At 64.4% G+C, this 20,072-nt stretch carries 15 protein-coding genes and 1 tRNA gene; 8 read left to right on the top strand and 8 right to left on the bottom strand.

The window, feature by feature from the left end; all coding sequences use genetic code 11:
- Position 1: 1 nt before the first annotated feature.
- Entirely contained in the window at positions 2 to 505 is a 504-nt protein-coding gene (locus tag BOS5A_RS09990) for a hypothetical protein (RefSeq protein ID WP_151954985.1), read from the bottom strand.
- An 83-nt stretch (positions 506 to 588) separates the two neighbouring features.
- Here BOS5A_RS09990 and BOS5A_RS09985 point away from each other — a divergent pair.
- Positions 589 to 665 (top strand) — tRNA-Arg (locus BOS5A_RS09985).
- Between the two features lie 172 nt (positions 666 to 837).
- Here the strand turns inward: BOS5A_RS09985 and BOS5A_RS09980 are convergent.
- Positions 838 to 1,044, bottom strand: coding sequence for a helix-turn-helix transcriptional regulator (locus BOS5A_RS09980; RefSeq protein ID WP_151954984.1), 207 nt, complete (start codon positions 1,042 to 1,044; stop codon positions 838 to 840).
- Positions 1,045 to 1,388: 344 nt separating this feature from the next.
- Between BOS5A_RS09980 and BOS5A_RS09975 the strand changes: the two genes are divergently transcribed.
- The 4 genes from BOS5A_RS09975 to BOS5A_RS09960 are packed head-to-tail and all read left to right on the top strand — an operon-like array spanning position 1,389 to position 11,224.
- Positions 1,389 to 3,197, top strand: coding sequence for a hypothetical protein (locus BOS5A_RS09975; RefSeq protein ID WP_199857325.1), 1,809 nt, complete (start codon positions 1,389 to 1,391; stop codon positions 3,195 to 3,197).
- A gap of 2 nt (positions 3,198 to 3,199) precedes the next feature.
- Entirely contained in the window at positions 3,200 to 4,741 is a 1,542-nt protein-coding gene (locus BOS5A_RS09970; protein ID WP_151954983.1) for a hypothetical protein, read from the top strand.
- Entirely contained in the window at positions 4,738 to 10,266 is a 5,529-nt protein-coding gene (locus tag BOS5A_RS09965) for an FtsK/SpoIIIE domain-containing protein (protein ID WP_151954982.1), read from the top strand. Before BOS5A_RS09970 ends, BOS5A_RS09965 begins: the two co-directional genes overlap by 4 nt.
- 4 nt (positions 10,267 to 10,270) lie before the next feature.
- Complete coding sequence (locus BOS5A_RS09960) at positions 10,271 to 11,224, top strand: hypothetical protein (protein ID WP_151954981.1); 954 nt, start codon at positions 10,271 to 10,273, stop codon at positions 11,222 to 11,224.
- A 17-nt stretch (positions 11,225 to 11,241) separates the two neighbouring features.
- Here BOS5A_RS09960 and BOS5A_RS09955 read toward each other — a convergent pair whose 3' ends face one another.
- Genes BOS5A_RS09955 through BOS5A_RS09940 form a run of 4 tightly spaced genes read right to left on the bottom strand, consistent with a single transcriptional unit; the run spans position 11,242 to position 17,487 of the window.
- A complete protein-coding gene (locus BOS5A_RS09955) occupies positions 11,242 to 12,081 on the bottom strand; it encodes a phosphoadenosine phosphosulfate reductase family protein (protein WP_151954980.1) in 840 nt (279 codons plus the stop codon).
- Entirely contained in the window at positions 12,078 to 15,386 is a 3,309-nt protein-coding gene (locus BOS5A_RS09950; RefSeq protein WP_151954979.1) for an ATP-binding protein, read from the bottom strand. The genes BOS5A_RS09955 and BOS5A_RS09950 overlap by 4 nt, the downstream gene beginning before the upstream one ends.
- Positions 15,383 to 16,306, bottom strand: coding sequence for a DUF4007 family protein (locus BOS5A_RS09945; protein WP_151954978.1), 924 nt, complete (start codon positions 16,304 to 16,306; stop codon positions 15,383 to 15,385). The genes BOS5A_RS09950 and BOS5A_RS09945 overlap by 4 nt, the downstream gene beginning before the upstream one ends.
- 11 nt (positions 16,307 to 16,317) lie before the next feature.
- Complete coding sequence (locus BOS5A_RS09940; RefSeq protein WP_199857323.1) at positions 16,318 to 17,487, bottom strand: cysteine desulfurase family protein; 1,170 nt, start codon at positions 17,485 to 17,487, stop codon at positions 16,318 to 16,320.
- 66 nt (positions 17,488 to 17,553) lie between these two features.
- On the opposite strand from BOS5A_RS09940, the gene BOS5A_RS09935 reads away from it, so the two are divergent.
- Genes BOS5A_RS09935 through BOS5A_RS09925 form a run of 3 tightly spaced genes read left to right on the top strand, consistent with a single transcriptional unit; the run spans position 17,554 to position 19,347 of the window.
- Positions 17,554 to 17,979 carry a hypothetical protein gene (locus BOS5A_RS09935; RefSeq protein WP_151954976.1) on the top strand — a complete coding sequence of 142 codons (426 nt, stop codon included), beginning with the start codon at positions 17,554 to 17,556 and terminating at the stop codon, positions 17,977 to 17,979.
- Entirely contained in the window at positions 17,979 to 18,620 is a 642-nt protein-coding gene (locus tag BOS5A_RS09930; RefSeq protein WP_151954975.1) for a class I SAM-dependent methyltransferase, read from the top strand. Before BOS5A_RS09935 ends, BOS5A_RS09930 begins: the two co-directional genes overlap by 1 nt.
- Positions 18,604 to 19,347: a hypothetical protein gene (locus BOS5A_RS09925; protein ID WP_151954974.1), complete on the top strand. Its 744-nt coding sequence runs from the start codon at positions 18,604 to 18,606 to the stop codon at positions 19,345 to 19,347. The genes BOS5A_RS09930 and BOS5A_RS09925 overlap by 17 nt, the downstream gene beginning before the upstream one ends.
- A 50-nt stretch (positions 19,348 to 19,397) precedes the next feature.
- Here the strand turns inward: BOS5A_RS09925 and BOS5A_RS09920 are convergent, their stop codons facing one another.
- Positions 19,398 to 19,601 carry a hypothetical protein gene (locus tag BOS5A_RS09920; RefSeq protein ID WP_151954973.1) on the bottom strand — a complete coding sequence of 68 codons (204 nt, stop codon included), beginning with the start codon at positions 19,599 to 19,601 and terminating at the stop codon, positions 19,398 to 19,400.
- Positions 19,598 to 19,924: a hypothetical protein gene (locus BOS5A_RS09915; RefSeq protein ID WP_151954972.1), complete on the bottom strand. Its 327-nt coding sequence runs from the start codon at positions 19,922 to 19,924 to the stop codon at positions 19,598 to 19,600. Before BOS5A_RS09915 ends, BOS5A_RS09920 begins: the two co-directional genes overlap by 4 nt.
- Between the last annotated feature and the right edge of the window lie 148 nt (positions 19,925 to 20,072).

The following is a 20,072-nucleotide window of genomic DNA, read 5'->3' as shown; positions in this document are numbered from 1 at the left end:
GTCAGAGCGGCGCGAGTTGCGCCTGCAACGTGGCGATCCGCTTCGCCTGGTCGTCGGCTTGTGCGGCTGCTTCGCCGCGCAGGGTTTCCAGCGCCGGATAGGCCGGCTCCAGCGCCGTCGCGCGCACGATCGCCTGCTGTTCCAGATCGGTGACGACCAGCGATGTGTCGGCGCGCAGCGAATCGAGCGTTGCAAGCCGCGTCTGCGCTTCGATCCACGGCTCGCTGCCGGCCGCCGCGCCCTTCGCCGTGCGCGCAGCAGAGCCGGCGCGGTCTGCCGCCGCGTCAAACGCGGTCTTGCCGCTCGCGAGCTTTGCCCGCGCCGCGGCAATCGCAGCATCGAGCGCAGGGTCGGCCACGACGGGCTTCGCCTCGGGCGCGGCGGGTTCGGCAAATCCGAGCTTCTCGACCGGACGCGGCGCAAGCGAGGGGTAGCCCGTCGTTTCCGGGGTCGCGCAGGCGCAGAGCGCGAGCGCAAGGCTGACGGCGGAGAGCGACACTTTCATCGTGCTCTCGTGTAGGCGGCGAAGATTCTTGGCGCAACGCACTTGCGCAATCCGAAAGCCCCTTATATCAGCGCCACTCCCAAGCGCCCGTAGCTCAGCTGGATAGAGCATCAGACTACGAATCTGAGGGTCGGACGTTCGAATCGTTCCGGGCGCGCCATTTTTCAAGGGGTTAGCAGGGACCATCCCTCGCCCGGATGGCTCTAGGTAACATACTAGGTAACACGCTCCCCTGAAGGGGGAGTCGAGAGCCGTTCAAGCTGTCAGATGAGTCTGCCACGCTGTTCTCCGTATCCGCCGACCTTACGCCAGCTCTGCTCTTCGCTGCACCCTCAAACGCTCGGCTTTGCAGGCCGGCTGTCGATCCAATGATCGATGTCACTCACTAACCAGGCGACGGCCCGTGGCCCGAGCTTCCGAGGTCGTGGGAAACCGCCGTGCTCCATCATGCGGTAGATGGATGATCGGGCGAGACCAGTCCGGAGTTTAACTTCAGGCAGCCGGATGAGGCGCGTGGGTGTGTGAGCATCTTTGGCCATGAACTGCTCCAAGCAGGATAGCCCCTTCCGGAACGATTATACGGCCTGAGGGATCGTCAGGAAAACGTTGGAGCGTCAGTAGACGGCAACAGACAGCTTTGTGCCTTGGTAGAGCGGAGGCGAATCGCGGCATCGATAATTTCACCAGCGCCTTGCCGACGTGCATCGCGCTGCAAGGGCGATCGCGCTCGCAGCCTCCGCGAGTCCTGTCGCGCGAATCGCCTATGAGGCGAAGGCGGTGGCGCGCTCGTCGTTGACCTAGGCCTCCGCAAATCGCACGTTGATCGCAACACGTCGTAATGTCGGGGTCGAACTTGTCAGTGAATTCAACGGCGGCGGCATGGGTGCGGTTTCTACGCAACTACGGACCCATCCCGACCAACGACAATATGTATGACGAGTCGATCCAACGCGCGCTGCGCCGCCACAAGATTCGACCGATCACCTTGCCTGCGCCGCTGCGCGACCGCCTTGTCGCGATGTTTCGCGGCGATGCGCCGATTTCGCACATCATCACCGGTACCGCCGGCGACGGCAAAACCTATCACTGCCGCGAAGTCTGGACCGAGCTCGGCGGGGATGTCACGGCCTGGAACCACGGCGACAAGGTCCAGCGGCTCGCAGTGGGTGCGCGCACGCTCGTCATCGTCAAGGATCTAAGCGAGCTCCGTGACGATGAGAGCAATAATCTCATCGTTGAGTTTGCGCAGGATGTCGCTAATCCCGCGACCGACACTTTCTATCTGTTCGCGGCCAATCACGGCCAGCTGCTCGAAAAGCTCAAATCGGCGCCGGCAAACGACGCGGTGGTCCGGGTCAGCAAGGTGGTTGAGGATCTGCTCGTCACCGGCGCCAGTGCCGATTCCGGCATCGCGCTCGAATTGACCGATCTTAGCCGGTCGCCCGCCGCCGAAATGGCAATGACGATCATAGAGGAAGTCACCGACCATGAGGGCTGGGAAGGGTGTGGTGAATGCGGTGCCAGCAGCGACGGCAGCTGTCCGATCTTTGAAAATCGGCGCCGGCTGATCGGCGATGGCCCCAACGATCCCTTCAAGCACCGGCTGACCGCGCTTATCGAGCTTAGCGAGCGCAACGGCAGCCATTTTCCGGTGCGCCAGCTGCTCGCGCTCGTTGCCAATGCCATTCTCGGCCATCCCGAGGCGCGCGACGGTCTGATGAGCTGCAACGATGTGGCGGGCATCCAAGCGTCGGGACACGCCGATCGCGCGTCGATCTACCGGAACATCTTCGGTGAAAATTTAAAGCCCAGTAAGGCCGAGAAAACCGAGCTGTTCCGCAAGCTTAACGCCTTCGGCATCGGTGCCGAGACCAGCAACCGGGTCGACAATCTTTTGGTCTATGGCGCCGACGATCCGGCATATGCCGCCGACTATAACGCGCTCGTACTTGGCGATCCTGTCTATGGCGCGACACCGGCCTATACCAACGCGCAGCGCGGTTATCTCGAAGGCACTGACGATGGCGACCGGGCAAGCTTTCTGGGCGCCTTGCGCGCCCAGCGTCAGCGCCTCTTCTTCACCATGCCCGCGGACAAGGCGGCAGACTATGATCTGTGGGATCTGACCGTGTTCCGCTACGCCGGTCTCTATCTCGAGGTCGCCGAGAAGGTCGCCGCGAAGCAGCCGGTGCCGCGCGCCGCGCTCAACATGGTGGTGCGCGGCCTCAACCGCATCTTCACCGGCATGCTGGTCCAGAACCAGGACGAACTCGTGCTCGCGACCTCTGGCAGCTATTCACAGTCGAAGCGCAGCCCGCTGCTCGACGAGCTGATCTCGGTCCCCCGCTCAGGCGGCGAGGAAGTCAGCATAGTCGCCGACAAGAGCGAGGGATCGTTCGGCGTCTCGGTCAAGCTGGTGCGCGGCAGCGAAATCCCGCCGGTATTCCTGTCGCTCTCGCCAACCCGCTTCGAATTTCTCGGCCGCGTCGCCGAAGGCGCGTTGCCCAGCAGCTTCTCGCTCGAATGCCATGAGGATTTGCTGGCGTTCAAGGCGCGGCTGCTGCGCGAGACTGAAACCCGCCGCAAGCTCGATGGCGACGACGAAGCCGCCGAGGGCGAACTGGTGCTGCGCTTCATCGAGCTGAGTGCCGACGGCCGCGCGCAACCGCGCCGCGTGATTGTGCGAGTCTGATAATGGAAATCCTTGCCCGCCCCACCGAGTTCGAGGATCGCGCTGGTCCCGCCTTCTGGATCGACGAAGCGATTTGGGGCCATCGCTTGCACGACGAACAGGCGCCCTGGCTGATCTTCCTCGAGTTTATGACCGTGCTGCTCGCCGAGCATCGCGAGGGACGGGCGCTCAGGGAGGAGCGGCTCAACAGCCTCTCCTACAAGCCGCAGCTGCAGCTGCGGCTGCGCAACCTGGTCTTCAATAATCCGCATGTGATGACGGTGCGCGCCGAGGCCCGCTCGGACGAGGCGGCCTGGGCCAGCTGGCTCGAGAAAATGGCCGACACCGCCGGCGGGATCGAGGATCGCAACTTCGCCTATTTGCGCGACCGGTTCGAGAGCTTCGACGATTTCGCCGCCGTGCTGAGCTTCCTCCAGGGTTCGGCGATCGAGGGCACCAGCAACAAGCGCTGGAGTTCGAAATTCGTGTTCCCGTTCGGTCCGCACGCGCTCTACGAAGACGTCAATGTAAAGCCGAGCGGCAGTGTCTCGAACGACCGCCGCTTCTTCGCGCGCTCGGGCGAACTCCTCTATCTCATGCTCAGCCGCAGCCAGCATGCCGATGCGCTGCGCAACCTGCTCGTCACGCGCTTTCTGGAAAGCCCGGTGCCCTATGACAGCATGGCGCATGCCCTGCAGGGCGAGCGGCAGCTCGCCAAGGCCGAACGCGCCGGCGCCTATCTGCCCTGTTCGAGCCATCCGATCTTCGACCGGCTCGCCGCCGACTGGCTTGCAATCCTCAACCTGCCGATTCCGGCGCATGACGCGATCCCGCATCTCGTCACCATGACCGGGCTCAATCTCATCCTCTATCAGCTCGACCGCGCGCGCGAGTTGCTCGACCGGCCGCCGATCAGCCTCGTCTGCGAGATCGTCTCGCCGCGCAAATCGGTGGTGCGCGACCTCTCGGCCGACAGCTATCAGCACAACAACATACTGCCGCAGCAAGCGATCGAGCATTTCGTGCGCCGCGTCACCGCGACCGATGTCTGGACCGAGGCGCTGGCGTCGGACGATCCGACGCTCAATGCGATCGACATCCTCAAGCGCGAGTTCGGCTGGCCCGACGGCGACGACGACGAGCTCTCGACCGACCCGCAGGATTTTGTCGATGCGCTGGTCGACCGGGCGACGGTTCGCCACAAACAGCATGTCGGCAAGATCCACATGACCTGGTCGCGCGCGATTGGGCTTGCGTCGCGGCGCTCGAGCCGGCGCGTTCGCTATGCACCTACCGATCGACTGTTGAAGACACTGGTCATCGCCTGTGTCGGCGAGCGCCTCGAGTTCAAGGATTTCTTGATCCGGCTCCACGAGCGCTATGGCCTCATTATCGGCGACGCCCAGGCCCGGCCGTTCATCGACGCCGGCACCGCCGACCAGGAAGATTTCTCCGACAATGCGCACCGTTTGGAAGAACGGCTCGCCAGCCTCGGTCTGTTGAATCGCCTGTCCGACAGCTGCGCCTATGTCGAAAACCCGTTCCAGCGAGCCCAAGCCGCGTGACTCCTTCCGATCTGATTGGCGCCGCCGGCGCAACCTCCATTCGCCTGCGTCTGGAAAGCCTCACCCCCGAGGATGAACTCGCACGCTATCTGCTCGACCGGCTGACCGGCGAACAGGTCGCCGCGATCACCCGCGCGCTGCTTGCCGATGGCGCGACCGCGGCCAAATTGATGATTGCGCTGCCGCGCGACCTCGTCGCGCCGTTCGGTCTGCCCGAAACGGTCATCACCGACGAGCGTACCGTGCGCGTCCGCAACCTTGAATGCGATCGGCCGGCGATGCTCATCGCCAATACCGATGACGACCAGGGCGCCTCGCTCGGCGACGTCACGCTGATCGGCGCCAAGCAGCTGACCGAGGAGCCCGACCCCTGGGTCGACGCCGCGGTTGCAGGGCTTGGTCTCGTCGATACCCAGATCGCCGCGTGGAAGGCGGCGCTGCGCGGTCTCAACAGCGCGGATGACTGGACGCTCCATCAGATCGGCACCTATGTCGCGATGACGCGCGAGCGGATCGAAACCGACGCCGTGCCGGTAGCCGCGGCGCTCGGCTGGGCCTTGCCGGCGCTGCGCCTGCCCCGTGACAGCGGCTATTTCATGGCGCTCGGCGACAAGGACCGCGAACAGCCGCGCCGCTGGAAGAAGCTGTTCGAGAAATTGGTCTCCGACCGCAAGCCGCTTCTGGTGAAGCAGCGGCCCAACCGCCAGATCATCGAAAGCGACGAGCTGCGCAGCCAGTTCGAGGAGGTCCGCGAGGATATCCCGGCCGAAGTGCACCCGGCGATCGACGCCTTTATCGACACCGCGCCGGGCTGGGGACCGGAAGCCGAAGCGCTCGCCGCGTTCGAATGGGAAGGGGAGAGCGTCCTCCAGCTCTTCTCGGGCATCAAATTGAAGAAGACCTCCTTCGCGCAGGAGACCATCAACTTCTTCGAGTTCACCTTGCCCGACCGGCTGAGCGCGGCCGACAACGACTATCTAACTGCGCTCAAGGGCCGCTCGCTCAAGGAGACGCGCGACGACGATCGCGATTTCTTCGAGGCCCACCGCGACGATCTCGCCCAGGACAAATCGCTCCGCGTCAAATGGGAGCGGTTCATTTTCGGCCGCCCGATCGAATGCACTGATTTTCTCGAAGGACTGTTGCGGGCGATCGAACGCTTGTTCGGTCAGGTCAATTTGCTCGGCGGTACGCGCAAGCTCACGATCAAGTCGGCACGCCGCAGCCGCAACCAGTGGCTCGACCTGAACGCCGATGTCGGTCTCGCCTTCGGTCTGCGCTATCGCGGTCTGAAAGACCTGATCGGCCCCTCAGTCGACTGGGATGTGCCGCATCTCTTCGCCTATGAAGAGCTGCTCGACCGCGCCAAGGCGCGCCAGAAGAAATATCGCCGCAATGAGTCCACCGCGCGCGGCGCGATCCAGATTAAGTTCGATATCGCGCTGAGCGTCGGCGGCGAACGCGCCACCGTGCAGCTAGTCTGGACCGGGCAACCCGGCGTCATCGGGGTCGAAATGCCCAAGGATGTCGGCCGGCTGCTCAAGCGCCCGTTCGTGCGCAGCAATGTCGCGCGCCTGCCGGTCAGCCGCAAAGGCGCGCTGCAATCCGTGTCGCTCGTCGATGTCGGCACCTTACAGCCTGCCTTCGGCCAGGATGCCGGCACGCTGGTGCCGCGCACCAATGCAGGCGAGGATATCGCCAAGCTCTTCCCCAAGGCGCTGAGGACCGCGCGCGACGGCGGCCGCATCGACGCCGCCGGCTTTGCCGCGATCGAGGCGAGCTGGTCCGCGTTCGCCGCGCTCTACACCGACGCACTGACCGCCCTGCAAAGCTCGGGCTATGCCTCGGGCACGCTGATCGCGCAGGCCGAGGCCTATGGCGCGCTGCTCTCGACCCTCGCCGCCCATGCGGTCGGCGACCTCAACCGCCGCGACCTCTGGGAACCCTTGCTCAGCCTCGGCACCGTCACCGTGGTCGGTGGCGCGCCATCGGCGATCGTCGCGCCGTGGCATCCGCTGCGCCTTGCCGCCAGCGCCGCCAAGATGCGCTCGGTTGCGGGACTGGCCGATTATCTGCTGTCCGATGTCGATGTGAATTTCGGCGATTCGCGCCTGTTCTTCGCCGATCTGCGCGACGAACTTGCCCATCCACTTTTTCCTGAAATCGCGGTCGGCTATGACGGCAGCGAGGCGGTGCTCCTCGCCGAGACCAGCACGGTCAATGACTATAGCCTGCTCGAGCGGCCGGTGCGCGATCCGTCCGAGGCGACCACCGACGTCGATCCGGCCGAGGCGGCGCGGCAGATCCGTAGCTTGCTCGAACGCTATCTCGACCTCCAGCCGCATGAGCGCTCGAACCTGTCGATCATGCTCTACAATTGCGATGCGGCGGGTCTGCCGCTCGCGACCGTCAATGCGCTCGGCTCGGTGCAGGACCAGGACGAGGTGCATTGCAATGTGCTGGTGCGGCACCGCGACCGCTCGCGCCTCTCGCGCGTCTATACCGAGTTGCTCGAACGCTCCGAAGGCGATCCCGACGCGGTCGTCGTCAGCGAGACCTCGCGCAATTTCATGTCCAAGCTGCGCATCGGCGTGATGCTCGACGCCGGCACCACCACCGGCGGCAACACCCGCGAAATCGATGTCGCCTTCCTGCACGATGTCGTCTCGCGCCAGGCGCGCGAACAATGGTTTCCGGTGCCCGCGATCAGCGACAATCCGACCCTGCTCGAGCATGTCCCGGCGCGCTGGTCCTATCGCCGCGTGACCTCCGAGGACGAGCTCAAGGCGACCAGCTATCTTACCTGTCCTCGCCAGCCCGATGCCGGCTGGGCCTATGTCGATGCCATCGCCAACATTGTGCGCCGCCAGTCCCACGCGCCCGACGAACATTATCTGCCCGCGCGCCAGATTTCGTTCCAAGATGGCGGATTGAAGGCGATGTTCGAGGAGGTCCATGGCCTCGCCGAATGGGTCGCGACCTATGACGACCTGCTCGACAAGCGCCAGCTCGCCGCACAGGGCATCAACGTCATTCGCTATCGCCGGCAGCGCACCCATGGTCGCAACATGGTGGTGTCCTCGACCTCCGAACTGCGCATTCTGCATGTTCTGGTTCTGCGCCGCCTGACCGAATTGTCGCTTGGCCTCGACGACGCGCGGCTCGGTGCGCTCGCCAAGCGGATGATCGAGGACGCCAACGCGATCTCGGGCGACATCGTGCTGCGCGCCGCCAAGCGCGGCGTCTCTGCCGGCGAACTTATCGGGCTCGTGCTCAGCCGTGCGCTGATCGCGGAGGAAATGGGCAGCAGCGCCGCGATCGCCTGGTTCCTGCTCGACGATTATGCCGAGTGGCTCGGTCAGAAAGAGGAGGGCATCGCCGATATTCTCGGGCTCAGCCTTTCGACCGATGCTGAGGGCGAGCCGCGGCTGCGCGCGATCGTCACCGAAGCCAAATATGTCGATCAGACGGGTGCGGCCGAAGCCAGCCGCAAGTCGCGCGGCCAGCTTCGCCAGACCGTCGCGCGGATTGATGACGCCCTGTTCGGCGATCCCGGCCGTCTCGACCGCGATCTCTGGCTGTCGCGCATCGCCGACCTGCTTCTCGACGGCACAGCAGCCCTGGGCCAGCCCAATCTGCTCGAGCGGGTGCGCGACGGGATCCGGCGCGGCGCCGTTCCGATCGACCTGCGCGGCTATTCGCACATCTTCATCTCCGGCCCGGCCGGCGATGGCAGCAATGCGGGCGAGCAGGACGCATTGCCCGGGATCCAGGGTGGTCTGCAGGAGACCTTCTCCCGCGAGGGTCTGCGCCAGCTGTTGAAAGCCTATGAAGCACGGGCGCCGCTCGCCGTCGTGCGCGAGAGCCTTGGCGAGGATCGCAGCTGGGATACGCCTCACTTCAGCGCGCCAGCCCCGCGCGTCGAATGGACCAAGTCGATCGGGGTCGATGCGACGCCCGCCGCCACCGCCAAGCCGATCGTCCATGATTATGATGAGGATGACGACGAAGGCGATCCCGAAGGCGGCATCACCGTCGATGAGCCGGCGCCGACGCCCGGTTCCGGCGATAGCGGTGCAGCTGCGGGTTCGGATAGCGAGCCTGCGGCACCGACGGATGCAGCAACCGCCACCCCACCGACCGAAAGCGAGGCCGCGACACCTGACGCATCGCCGCCAGCAGGCAACAGCGGTGGGGCAGGGGAGAGCGCTGCGCCGGTCGAGGCTGTGACCAGCCCGGTCGAAACCGCGTCTGCGGGTGCTCAAGCAGCGCCGGTGACCCCGCCGCCGCCCGATCCCGTCGCACCCGCGCCCGTGGCAGCGCCGGCTGTTCCCGTAGCGCAGGCAGGGTCAGGTCTCTCGATCGACGCCCTGATCCAGGCCCGCGCCGAAAAGGCGCATGAAGAATCGGCGGAGGCGCAAAGCTGGCTCGACGCGACCGCGCAGAAGCTGCGATCGGCGCTGCTCGGCTATAATCTCCAGGCCAAGATCACCGGCACCCGGCTCACCCCCAATGCCGCGCTGATCCGCTTCATGGGGTCCGACCGGCTGCGCGTCGAGGACATCGAGGCGCGTCAGTCAGCACTGCTCACCACCCATGGCCTGCGGTTGATTTCGGTGTCGCCGCTTCCCGGCGAGATCGTCGTCGGGGTTGCCCGGCCGCAGCGGCAGATCGTGTCGCTCTGGGATGTCTGGGCGCGCCGCGAGATCAACCGCAACGCCGCCGGCGTGAACGCCTCGTTCGTGCTCGGGCTGAAGGAGCTCGACGGCGACATCCTCTATCTCAACCTTGGCGGTCCCTTCGCCGGCGGGCAGCAGCACGAGCCGCATACGCTGGTCGCGGGTGCGACTGGCTCGGGCAAATCGGTGCTCATCCAGGCGCTGTTGCTCGATATCGCTGTCACCAATGCCAGCAATCTCGCGCACATCTATCTCATCGATCCGAAAATGGGGGTCGACTATGCGGCGATCGAGCGGTTGCCGCATCTGCAAGGCGGGGTCATCGTCGACCAGACCCGCGCGGTCGAAGTGATGGAAGGCCTCGTAGCCGAGATGGAGCGGCGCTACGAACTGTTCCGCACCCATGGCGCGCGCGACATCCGCGCGTTCAACACCAAAGTCCCGCCCTCCGAGCGGCTACCCTATGTGTTTCTGGTCCATGATGAATTCGCCGAATGGATGCTGACCGACGAGTATAAGTCGGCGGTGACGTCCAACGTTTCGCGGCTCGGGGTCAAGGCGCGCGCGGCGGGCATGCACCTGATCTTCGCAGCCCAACGGCCCGATGCCAATGTAATGCCGATGCAGCTGCGCGACAATCTCGGCAATCGCCTGATCCTCAAGGTGGCGAGCGTCGGCACATCGGAAATTGCGCTCGGCGTGAAGGGTGCGGAACAGTTGCTGGGGCTAGGCCATCTCGCCGCGCGATTGAGCGGCGAGCCGTCGATCATCTATGCGCAGGCCCCTTTCCTGTCAGACGACGATATCGACGCGGTGGTGGATGCGATCATCGCGGGGGATAGGTGACGCCATGACGGCTCGGGAGCGTCAATCGCTTCATTTTGTGCCGGGGATGGAGCGACTGACGTACGACGAGGCAGGAATCGCGACGCTCCGATACACAGCGATCGATCCAGCGACGAAACTGTTTACCTGCAGCTGCGGAAAGCCTGATTGCAACATCGCATCTTTCAGTCCGCTGCGCGATCATATCGCCGAGCTGGTGCGCGTCATCCTCTCAGCTGGCCACGAAGGCCAGCTGCCGGGCGCAGAAGGTGCTTATGAGGCTTGGCCGGGAGTTTGCTATCCGCTTCAAATGGCAGCGAGCATCACCGATGTGTTCGCGGATCCCTCAATCACAGATGACTCCGAGGCTTGGGCATGGTGCAGCCCGGCTTGGGAAAGCGACGAAGACGATCGTGAACAGGCCTCGAAATACGTGGCGGGCCTGACCGTCTTCAATTTTGTCTGGATGGCTTATGAGGACGCGATCCGAGAGACCAAAATAGCGCAATACAAGAAAGACAAGCTGCCAGTTCAAGCGCGAAAGCACTTTGCCGATTTTCACGATCGGACAGAGGACATGCCCCTTCTTGCTTTTTCCTACCGGCTGGCAAGGCATTGCTGCCTTAAAGATGAGGTGCTCACTGAAGATATCGGCAAAATCGAGCAGCAGTATCAACTCAAGGGAGCAGCTGCAGCCGCCGAATTAGTGAGAATCTTTCGGAACTATATCGTCCATGGCTCCGACCCCATCCCGATCTATCATCTCCCCGGCGGCTGGGCCTTCGCACGCTTTTACGCGATGTCGCGTTTGCTACTCCTATTGATCCAGTCTCTAATCCGTTTGCAGCTCGTTCAGCCCAACAAACGCATTCCGATGTCCAGAACCTACGACCAGATTACGGAACCGGCAGGAACGATCTTCAAAAGCCTTCACCTCTTGCCAGAGCGCTGGAGAAGTTCTGAAACGGACGCCGAATAGGTGATGCGACGGTCAACCTATTTGTGACAAATGACGCAGCTGCTTGATCCTTCGTCGATGCCATAGACATCGTCGATCGTCTCGGCGGTGTTGGCCGAGAGCGGATTGAACCGGCGATTCCTGCGCAGCCGCTCGCGGCGCTTTTCATAATCCGCCTTGATCTGGCTGACACGCGCGGGCGCGATCAATTCGGTCAGGCTCTCACCCTGGCTCCAAGTGAAGGGCGAGCCGTCCTTGAGCGCTGTTTTCTCATAGTCGACCGCCTCGGCGAACCGGTCGGGGTGGTTTTCGGACAGGCGGACCCATTCGATTTTCTGCTGATAGAAGCAGAAGGTGCAGCCCGAGCGCGAGCGCCATTTATAATAGTCGGGCTCACCGACGTCGGATTGTTCGAGGATTTCGAGCACCCCGGCGCGATCGATCCCGGCATCGCGCAGCGGGAAGTGCACGCGCATATTGGGATGAGTCGCCTGATAGCCTTCGCGGCTCGGCTCGTCGGCGCGGATCGCGACATAGCTGTGAATGACCGTGCCGGCCTCAAGATCGGCCTTCAGCCAATGTTCGAGCGGCCGCAATTTGAGCTGTCTGGTGCACCAGCGCGTGCGCGGCGAGGGCAGGAAATTGCCGTATTCGTCGAGCCAGAAGTCGAAGTCACGATCGGGGTTGAGCCGCTGGATCGGCTTGCCGAGAAAGCCCTCGAGCTTGTCGAGGAAGCTATAGACTTCGGGCAGTTCCTTGCCTGTGTCGGTGAAGAAATATTCGAGCGGCAGTCGCGGATGATGCTGGCGCATATACACGGCGAGCGACGCGCTGTCGCGGCCGCCCGAAATGCCGAGGATATGGCGTTCGTTGGTCATGCCGCTTCGGCCTCATCCTCATGTTCGGCAGCGAGCATCGCCACCGCGCGGGCGAGCGCGGCGAGCTGCAACCGGCCGGTCTTGTCATCGGCCTGCAATGCCGCGACCAACCGATCGGCCATGCTGGCGGCGGCGGCCTTTTCCTGCTCGTTGAGGACGAAGCTGCGCATCAGCGGCGGTGCCTTGGGATCGAGCCCGACGACCAGCGCCAGCGCTTCGGTGTGCGACTTACGGTCGCGCACCACCGCCAGCGCCTCGAGTTCGCGGAAGCGTCGACCATAGCGCGCGATCTCGGTCAGCGCTTCCTCGCGGTCGCGGTCCGACCAGTTGCGCGCCGGACGGTGCAGCAACACGCTGACCAGGCTCTCGATATCGCCATTGCCTTGTTCGATCGCGGCAGCACGATCGGCGAAGGCATCGAAATTATAGTCGTTGGTCAGCCCCTTGATCAAGGCCGCCCGTTCGGTGATCCCGCCGAAATCATTGGGGTCGATGCCAAGTGCGCGCCCGAGCGCCAGCCGGACTTCGTCGAGCAGGTCGGGATAGCTGGCTTCAGCCTCGAGGATCGCCTGGTGGATCGCCTCGGGGGTCAGTGCCTCGCCAAGCGCATCGGGCAAATCGTCGAACAGCAGTTTCTCCGGGTCGTCGGACTTGGTGACGACGCCGCGGATGGTGCGCGCCTGCCCGTCGATCCGCTGGGTGCGCTTCGCGAAATTCGGCAAGGCCTCGAAGCGCTGGAACAGCGCCGCGGCGATCGGCAGCGACGCATTGCTGTCCTCAACCTCGAGCAATTTGCCAAGTCCGCTCAAAAACGCGAGTTCGCGCACCGAACGATCGATCTTGCGCAGCCGGAAGCTCCCCGGCTTCTGGATCAGCTTGTCGACCACCACATCGTCGATCGCGGTCTGGTAGATGCCGTCGATGTAAATCGCCACGCTGTCGGCCTTGGCGAGCATATAGGCGAGCGCAATCGCCGGCATCACCCCGGCCTTGATGCCATAAGGCGGGGCCGCCCAGCGCGCATAGATCTGGTCGAGCGGCTCATCGCCGGCGGCGTCGAGCACGTCCCAGGCCGGCTGGAGCGACTGGCCGACACGTTCCTCGTCCGGTGCCATGAACGCATAGCGGCCCGGTTCGACCTCGCGGTGGAGCCCGAACGGCTTGATCACCGTCAGATAGAGCCCGAGCTCGGCGGGATATTGCGTCATGCCGAGCTGCGCCTGGTCGCCGGCATGGACCATCGCATGCGCCAGATCGCGCAGTGCCGCCATCGCGTTCGACGACGGCTTGTCGCGCTGGAGCAATTCGCTCTTGAGGATCGGCGCCTTGGCATAGCCGGCATCGGCGAGCGCGCTCGCGATGATCGCCAGCGGCTCGCTGTGCGCGCGCTTGGGGGCCGGCGCCAGATACCATTTCGCGCCTTCGAGCGCGGCTTCCAATTTGCGGTGCAGTTCGTCGATACAGCGCGACTGGCGGGCGGCGATCTCACGCCGGGCAATCCGGTCACCCTCGAGCTGGGGATGCTCGCGGAAGACACGTTCGACCGCCAGCAGCTCAGCTGCGGCACTGCGCAGCGCGAAACTCTCGCTGGCGCTGCCGATCGCGATCACCCGGCCGCTCGCCTTGAGCGCCTTGGCCACGCTCTTGGCGAGCGCTTCCACCGCCTGGCGCGGCAGGCTGCCATCGGCGAGGAACAGCAACAGCAGTCCGCTGCCACGCTGCGGTCGTGCGCTGACGCGTGCGACCAGCGTTTCGGTCGTGTCTTCGGGCGACACCACTTGCAGCGCGATCTCGAAGGTACGCAGCGCCCCGGTCAGGAAATAATGGCGCTTGGCGGTCGCGAAGCCGAACCCGACTCGGTTGGGAATGCCCTCGAGCTGGACATTGTCGACCGGCATCTCCGCGCGCCCGATCGCTTCGTCGAGGTCGAAGTCGCTGCCCGCGAATAATGCATAGCCGCCCAGCCGCGGCTGGCGGATCAGCACCGCCCAGTCGAGCAGGTCCCTGATTGCCGCGCGGACCATTTTCTCCGGAGCATTCGGCACCGAGGCGATGAGGAATTCGTCAGCGAGCGTCACACCCGAGCCGTTGCGGAAGAACTCGATCACCGCCGCCGCCTTGGTCAGCGCGACATGGATGCCGTCACCCTTGGCGCCCGCGCGCTCGATCGCTTCATAGGCGAGGCTGAACCGGCTGCCATCGGTGCCGCCGGCGAGCGCCATGCCGAAATTGGCGGCGAGATAGTCCCACAACATTGCAGGATCATAGGTCGCGCCGGCGTCGTCGGCATGATCGAGGAAATCCTGGAAACCCGATGGTTCAGCCGAACTCAGGAAGCCGAAGACGCTGCGCTCATTCTGCGCGAAGCGCGCGCGCGAAACCGGCCCCAGCAGCAGCGCGGTCACCGGGTTGAGCGGCCAGGTATCGGCGAGCGCGCGAGCGAGGCTCTGCGTATCGGTCGGCCGCCGCTTGGCGACTTCCTCCGCGACGGTTCTGGCGACATCCTCGGCTGACGGCGGGTGGTCAGCCGAAATCGCGCGTCCGAGCAGCGCGACGGTCTCGTCGGCGCCGGACAGGAACGCGATATCGTGGAAACGGCCCTGGACCTTGGCCCATTCCTGCCGTGCATCGCGCGCGGCGCGAGCGGCATATTGCTCGAACGACTGGTGCAGGATGCCGATGACGACCAGCCGGCCCTTGCTGCGCGTCGCATGTTCGGCGAGATCCTGCAGCAAATGCACATCGCCGCCCTCGAGCGCTTCATGTTCGAGCAGCTTGCCGAGTTCGTCGAGGATCAACAGCGTGCCGCTCGATGCGGTTTCACCACCCGCGATGAGCGCAGCGATCAGCTTGTCGTCGCTCGCACTATGGGCGGCAACCTCGGCCGAGCTCCAGTCGAGCGCGATCGTCGCGGCGTCGATGATCGCATCGCGCAGTCGCTGCCGGCTGCCGGTGACCGCGACCACTTTCCAGCGGCCCTTGGGCTCGGGAAAGGCTTCGGTGTAGAGGCGGCTCAGCGCTTCGCCGGCAATGTCGCGCGCGATCTTGCGATTCCCCTTGGTTCCCGCGACCAGATTGGCAAGCAGCAGCGCCGCACTCGACTTGCCGCCGCCATAAGGGCCGGTCCAGGTGAAGGCGCCCTGGTGGCTGTCGCACTGGCTGTCGCCCAAGGTCTTCAGCGCCTTGGCGATGCTCGCCTGCATGACATAGCCGACCAGCGGCGGCGTGCCGTTCAGGTCCGCGTCGAGCCGCGCCGAGCGCGCGAAGCGCCGGTCGATCGTGACGATCGCGGAGAGCTTGGTCATGCCGCTGCCTCCAGCGGCACCGGCCGCGGATAGGCGAGGGGCAGGGTGTTCAGCGGGTCGAAGTCCGACACGCGCTGGATCTGACGCAGGCCGGCGGTATCGACCCATTTCCAGGCGTCATCGGTCAGATCGTCGAGCCTCATCAGCCGGCTGATGACGCTGTCCTCGTCGAGCTTGAACACGCGGCCCGGCGAGCCCGGCGCATAGCAGATCTGCTCGGCGGTCAGCGTCGTCGGATATCCGCTGCGCGCCCAGAAATCGCCAAGCGCATAGGCGAACACCGCGTCGCTGAGGCTCGGCTTGGGGCCGCGCACGAATTCATACCAGCCGCCGAGCCGCGCTTCGCGAATGATCGCGAGTTCGGCGAGCAAGGGCTCGGCAGCATCCTCGTTGAGTGCATCGCCGCGCCGGACATAGCTGCGCAGAAACACCTCGATGTCGCGCTTCAAGGTGCCGCGGGTCGCGCGCCAGCCATTTTCCTCGACCAGCGCGAAGATTTCCTCGAGCAGGATCGCCGGATCGAACTCGATCGCGCTCAACAGGTTGAAGGCATAATAGGCCGTCGTCGTCATCTCGGGTGTCGAGGCGACATGCCAATGCGCGAGCCAGATGGTCGCGGCCTGTTCGAGATAGGGATCAAGACCGTCGTCGGCCAGCACGGTCTTGCCAAGCGCGGTCGGGAAAATGACCCGGTCCTGTTCGATAAAGAAGCCGGTCGCCAGCGCCCAATAGCGCATCGAGGCGGCCATGTTGCGACCGACGCCGAAGCGTGCGATAGCTGCTTGTTCCTGGAATGTTCTTGCGTCAGCGCCGTCGCCGACGGCATCAAATGCCTTTTTCAACCACAGCAGGCGCAGCGGAAATGTTTCATGACCGGCAAACTGCCCTCTCGAATCAAATTTTATGGAGCCCCGCCGCATTGTGCGGAATGCTACTGGCGAACCTCTCCAGCCGCAAGCCGAGAACGGGCCGCGGCGGCGACAATGCGGTCGGCTGCGTGGTCGATCGCGCCATCGTCGAGGTAGCGATGGCAGAAAATGCGGACCACCTGGCGCGCGTCAATTTCGGAAAGTCCAATTGCCTCAAGCACATGCGATTGTTTGATCTGACCCGATGTGCAGGCCGAACCGGTCGACAGCGAAATTTCGCGCGCCGCCATCGCGCACAATCGGTCGGCATCGACGCCGGCAAGCTGGAGCGCGGCGCTGCCAGACACGACCGGCGCATCGCCGGTGATCCGGCGGAACCGCAATTGCCGCTTGGCCAGGCCATCGAGCAAGGCGGCGATCATCGCGTCGCCGTGGCCGCGATCGTTATCGAGGCCGGCGCGCGCCGCTTTGGCGGCAGCGCCGAACCCCGCGATCAGCGCGACCGGCTCGGTGCCGGGCCGCATCGCATCCTGTTGGCCGCCGCCATGGATCAGCGGCATCGGCTTTGGCGCATGGGCGGCGACATAGAGTGCGCCGATCCCCATCGGCCCATAGCATTTGTGAGCCGAGAGGCTGAGATAGTCGACGTCGAAATCCAGCACATCGACTTGGATCTTTCCGGCCGCCTGCGCCGCATCGCTATGGATGAAGCCGCCGGCGGCATGGACGAGCGCCGCGGCTTCGGCGACGGGTTGGATGGTGCCGGTCTCGTTATTGACCAGCATGATAGAGGCGAGCAGCAGATCCTCGCCCATCAGTGCGGCGAAGGCATCGAGAGCGAGCCGGCCGTTGTGGTCGACCGGGGCGATATCGACCGCGAAGCCTTGGGCCGCCAGCACCTGCGCGGGTTCGAGCACGGCCTTGTGCTCGATCGCCGAGACGATGATCCGGCGGCGCTCCGGAAACTGCGCGACGGCACGCTGCGCCACGCCGAACAGCGCCAGATTATTGGCTTCGGTGGCACCGGCGGTGAAGATGATCTCGGACGGGGCGGCGCCGATCAGGGCAGCGACATTAGCGCGGCCATCGGCGATCAGCCGTGCCGCGCGTTCGCCCGAGGCATTGGGCGAGCCGGCATTGCCGGGCTGTTCCCATGCCGCAAGCATCGCGTCGCGCGCCTCCGGGGCCAGCGGCAGGGTCGCGAACCCGTCGAGATAGATCGGTGCGCTCACTGTCACGCACGCCCGCGCGCGGCGGCGAGCGCCTTGCTATGGACCGGGGAAAGGAGCGCGTGATTCATGGGTGAAGATGTAGCGGCAGACGCACCGGATCAGAAGGCGATTTACGAACAGCGCTGTGCAGACTTTCGGTCGCTCAACGGTTTCCTGTGGCAGTCGCCCCTGATCATCATGTCGTTGACCGGCGGTTTGTGGTTCGCGGTGGCGAGCTTTCCGCTCAGCGATCCGGCGCGGTCGATGCTGCTGCTGTTCGCTGGCCTCGCCAATATTCTCATGATCGGCGCGCTCATTCGCCTGCGCTGGGTGATGCAGAGCGTGCTGCGCGACATCCGCCGTTATGACGGCAAGCACTGCATCGGCGGCAACTACATCATTGTCGGAATTTTCTCGGCGCTGCTGACACTGACGGCGCTCGGCTCGTTCGTCGCGAGCTGCCATCCCGGCGCCTATTTCACCAAGCCCGCTGCCACTAAGGCGGTCGATTAATGGCTTTGTCCGACCGCCTCGATGCACCGGACTATTATGACCGGGACGCGGTCGGCTTTGCCGCGCGCTATAATTCGGTGTCGTTCGAGGCCGTCCACCCCTTGCTGTTGCGCTATCTGCCGGCGACCGGACGCGCCCTCGATGTCGGTGCGGGGAGCGGCCGTGACGCGCGGGCGATGGCTAAGCGGGGGATGATGGTTACCGCGGTCGAGCCGTCCGACGGGTTGCGCGCGATCGCCGCGGCGAACAGCGCTGGCATTCGCTGGATCGACGACCGTTTGCCGCATCTTTCCCGGCTCGCGGGGGAGGCGGGGCAGTATGACTTCGTCCTGTGTTCCGCCGTTTTGATGCTGGTGCCGTCCGGCGATCTGGCGCCGAGCCTAACTGCCATGGCTGCGCTGCTCGGGGAGGGTGGGCGTCTCGGCCTCAATCTGCGTGCGCCGCGTTCCGGCGAACCGGCCGATCTGTTCTTCGATCACCGCGATGATGCGGTGCTGGCGGCCGCTGAAGCAGCGGGACTGGCGTGTCTCGATTGGGGCGAAGACGATGATGCGATCGGGCGCGGTGGTTATCGCTGGCGCAGCTTCGTGTTCGAATTTCTCACAAAACCCAATGGCGAAACCAATGCTCCAGCTCGATGACCGCGATTACGCGCATTTCTATTTCGACGACTACGATCTCGAAGCGCAGCTGATCGCGATCCGAAACTTTCTGGCCCGATCGAGCGAGGATGAGCGGCAGGAGGACAAGGACATTAAGGCGCTGGCCCGACGCGCCGAGGAAATTGGCAGTGACCATCTGGTCGGCATGTACACCGACAGTGTCCACGCCTCAGTCTATAGTGGCGCGGCACGCAGCGCGGCGGCCGTGGGCATGCTGGCGCCGTTCGTCGAGAACCTCTTCACCGGGATTTTTAGAGGGATCGGCAGCGAGGAAGACGACTATCTCGGGCGCGATAAGAACTCGACCCGGTCGAAGAATGCGCGCGCCCATTTTTGGGATCCGCACGTCAGCTTCGGGTCCAGCGAGGTAAAGACCAATCTGATCGACGGGATCATGCAGTTGGCCGACGCCTCGAAACTCGCACCACGGCTGCCATCGGACACGCGGAAAATCCTCGAGGCCTTGTTCGAATACCGCAACGGCATGCTCCACGCCGGATTCGAGTGGCCGCCAGCGAGGCGAGAGAGATTCGCCCAGCGTGTGCGCACCTGGGATGCGAACTGGTTTATCTCGGCCCAGTCCGGCGGCAAGCCTTGGGTCTGGTATATGTCGGACCTGTTCATCGACCGGATCTTCAGCTTCATCGACGAAGTTTTGATCGCGGCAGGTCAGCACGCGCGAGAAACGTACTTTCCGCAGACGTGATCTGGTCAGCCACAAGACATTGCTGATGCGGTGCGCCCCGTTTTCCGATTTCAGGATCGGTGACTGTGCGCGCGTCGAGCCTGGCCAAGCGCTGTCGTCAGCTTGCGCCGGCTCTCGATCAGCCGCGCAAGCTGGACGGTTCCCTCGGCTTCGATCAACGGCAGGCGCTCTGTGGCGCTTGTCCCGCCCTTGAAGCTGGTCAGGGTCATCGGGGCGACCCAGTCGCCCGCGCGGTCTACAGCAACCTTGGTCACGCCGTGACATAACATGGTGCGCACCGCGTCATGGGTTCGGAGGTCCGCGAGCGCGGCTCCGGCGACCCTTTCATGCGCGGTTGGCGCTGCGCTCGCCGCGAGCAGCGATTGCAGCCGATCGTATCCTGCCCGACAAGATAAGGGAACTTCACGCCTTTGACCGGCGGTGCGGTTTCGTTGAGCCGCACCAGCGTCTCGGTCACCGCTTGTTCGGCGCGCGCAAGATTTTCAATCATCTGTCCGCGCCACTGGTTGAGACGCGCGCAGGCCGCGTCGAAGTTGACCATCTGCCCTGCGGGCTCGATCCTGGCGGACGCATTCATTGTCCGGTCATCGCAGCGGCGGGTTGAGATACGGTGAGCGGCTTGTGACTCCGTAGAATGATTGGAGCGCGGTCAACTGTTGCTGACGGCTGCGCGCAGCCGTCAGGGGTCGCGCGCCTTTGCCCTGCCGCGCGGCTCTCTTGCTCTG

This window comes from Sphingomonas sp. EC-HK361 (assembly GCF_902498785.1).
In the GTDB taxonomy this organism is placed as follows: domain Bacteria; phylum Pseudomonadota; class Alphaproteobacteria; order Sphingomonadales; family Sphingomonadaceae; genus Sphingomonas.
This window is presented reverse-complemented; position numbering and strand designations above follow the sequence as displayed.

What these genes read in the sequence shown, in the direction of transcription:
- BOS5A_RS09930 (WP_151954975.1), top strand. Translation starts at nt 17,979, where the DNA reads ATGGCTTTGTCCGACCGCCTCGATGCACCGGACTATTATGACCGGGAC.
- BOS5A_RS09915 (WP_151954972.1), bottom strand. Translation starts at nt 19,924, where the DNA reads ATGAATGCGTCCGCCAGGATCGAGCCCGCAGGGCAGATGGTCAACTTC.
- BOS5A_RS09970 (WP_151954983.1), top strand. Translation starts at nt 3,200, where the DNA reads ATGGAAATCCTTGCCCGCCCCACCGAGTTCGAGGATCGCGCTGGTCCC.
- BOS5A_RS09990 (WP_151954985.1), bottom strand. Translation starts at nt 505, where the DNA reads ATGAAAGTGTCGCTCTCCGCCGTCAGCCTTGCGCTCGCGCTCTGCGCC.
- BOS5A_RS09950 (WP_151954979.1), bottom strand. Translation starts at nt 15,386, where the DNA reads ATGACCAAGCTCTCCGCGATCGTCACGATCGACCGGCGCTTCGCGCGC.
- BOS5A_RS09980 (WP_151954984.1), bottom strand. Translation starts at nt 1,044, where the DNA reads ATGGCCAAAGATGCTCACACACCCACGCGCCTCATCCGGCTGCCTGAA.
- BOS5A_RS09955 (WP_151954980.1), bottom strand. Translation starts at nt 12,081, where the DNA reads ATGACCAACGAACGCCATATCCTCGGCATTTCGGGCGGCCGCGACAGC.
- BOS5A_RS09935 (WP_151954976.1), top strand. Translation starts at nt 17,554, where the DNA reads ATGGGTGAAGATGTAGCGGCAGACGCACCGGATCAGAAGGCGATTTAC.
- BOS5A_RS09945 (WP_151954978.1), bottom strand. Translation starts at nt 16,306, where the DNA reads ATGCGGCGGGGCTCCATAAAATTTGATTCGAGAGGGCAGTTTGCCGGT.
- BOS5A_RS09925 (WP_151954974.1), top strand. Translation starts at nt 18,604, where the DNA reads ATGCTCCAGCTCGATGACCGCGATTACGCGCATTTCTATTTCGACGAC.
- BOS5A_RS09960 (WP_151954981.1), top strand. Translation starts at nt 10,271, where the DNA reads ATGACGGCTCGGGAGCGTCAATCGCTTCATTTTGTGCCGGGGATGGAG.